Source organism: Burkholderia sp. E168m15 (assembly GCF_016586105.1).
Classification (GTDB): domain Bacteria; phylum Pseudomonadota; class Gammaproteobacteria; order Burkholderiales; family Burkholderiaceae; genus Burkholderia; species Burkholderia orbicola.
The window spans coordinates 1-1703 of record NZ_BCPO01000233.1 but is presented as its reverse complement, the minus strand read 5'-3'; the positions used below and the strand labels follow the sequence as shown (position 1 = coordinate 1703).

The window sequence follows — 1703 nt, the reverse complement described above, 5'->3', positions numbered from 1 at the left end:
ACAATCAATGTCATACCCGGATTCAGATGTCCACCTTCCAGCCATTTAAAAATGTCCGGTTTCAAGGTTGGTTTTGCTGCGTTTTTTCCTCGTTTTAAGCATTACGCAGTGTCGAAGGTCCGCGCCTGAACGGGCAGGGCGCTTACGCTCGCTTCCTCAGCTTTTGCAGACCGACGGCCAGGTTTGTCCGCTGGCTTGGCGGTTTGCCGACGTTGCGTCAGATCCACGATTACATGCTCGACGTCGGCCTGCGTGATCTTGCGCTGCTTCTTCTTACCCGGCTCTGCCTCGTTTCGGTTGGTCCGCGTCGAGTCGCCACGATGCGTTCGAGACGGCGCTTTACCGATTCGGCGGTTATCGCGTTGCGCCTGAAGCGCTTGCGCGACCTGCAACACATGGCTCAAACGCTTGTGCTCGACGACGGCACCCTGATCTATTTCAGTCAAACGATCGTACTGCCGGCAGCGCAGCACGCGATCGTCAGCACGGAGCTCGATCCGTCCATCCGGGTACTCCCACACCTCGATCTGCCGGTCGATCAGCTTCCTGTTCTCCGGCGTGTCGTCCAGTAAGTACATCACCCGGTCATACTGTACCGTCAGCGACTTCGTCACTTTCCGCGGCTCACGCCATGTCAGCACCACGTCCAGACTCTCGTCGGGCCGCAGCGGCCGGTGTGCATTGAACTCGCTCTTCGGCGGCTTCGCGAAGCGTGTGTTGTAGGCGGCCATGAAGGAGGGCGCGTATGCGTTGGCGTCGGCCACCGTGTTAATTCCGCGCAATCGCATCTCCTTGACCAAGCGGTCCTGCAACGTCAGATGCGCGCGCTCGACGCGGCCCTTGGCCGAGCTGCTGTTCGCGCAGAACGTGTCGATGTTCAGCTCGTACATCGCGCGGCCGAACGGCGTCACACGGTTACCGGTCTTTCCTGGCTTCACGTTGCGGAATACGCTGGCCTTGTCGCTGTAGAACGCCCCAGGTTTGCCGTGCCGTTCGATGTATGCCCGTGTTGCCTCGAAGTAGCTGAACGTCGACTCCGTCTGCGTGAAGTGCAGCATCATCAGCCGGCTCGTCGCGTCGTCCACGTAGACCAGCAGCGTGCAGGCCGGCGCCCGTTCCTCGAACCATCGATGATCGCTGCCGTCGATCTGGATCAGTTCGCCCAGACAGGCCCGGCGCGCACGCGGCTGATAGACCTTCGGCGGTCGTTGCCGGCGTGGAATCCACAAGCCAGCCTCCGTCATTAGCTTCCTGACCGTTTCCTTGGCCAGCCGAATGCCGTGACACTCCCAGAGCTTCTCGCAGGCCAGTGTCGGCCCGAAATCGGCGTAGCGATCTCGGATGATCGACAGCGCACGATCGGCGGCTCCTGGATCCAGGCGACGGTTGCCGGGCTTCGCTCGGTGCCCCGACACCAGTCCCGCCGGCCCGTGCTCGCGCAGCCGGGCAACCAGTCGGCGAACCTGACGTGTCGTCAACTCCAGCCGTTCCGCTGCACGCCATGGCTTAAGCTTGCCGTCCGCTACATCCTGAATGACCTTGAATCGGTCCAGTTCGCGCATCGTCATCGTGATCCGCTCCGTTGCAGCCATCGCAGCCTCCGGCGCCGTCAAACCGGCAGCCGGACAGCTTACGCGGCCCGAAAGCGGACATTTCTATGTAGCCAAAAGCGGACATTTCAATCTAGCCACTACAATCAAAAA

General features: G+C 60.9%; 1 protein-coding gene. It reads right to left on the bottom strand.

The genetic code is table 11. The features are described from left to right. Positions 1 to 101: 101 nt before the first annotated feature. Complete coding sequence (locus JMF86_RS34820; RefSeq protein WP_054928691.1) at positions 102 to 1592, bottom strand: ISNCY family transposase; 1491 nt, start codon at positions 1590 to 1592, stop codon at positions 102 to 104. Between the last annotated feature and the right edge of the window lie 111 nt (positions 1593 to 1703).

What these genes read in the sequence shown, in the direction of transcription:
- JMF86_RS34820 (WP_054928691.1), bottom strand. Translation starts at nt 1,592, where the DNA reads ATGGCTGCAACGGAGCGGATCACGATGACGATGCGCGAACTGGACCGA.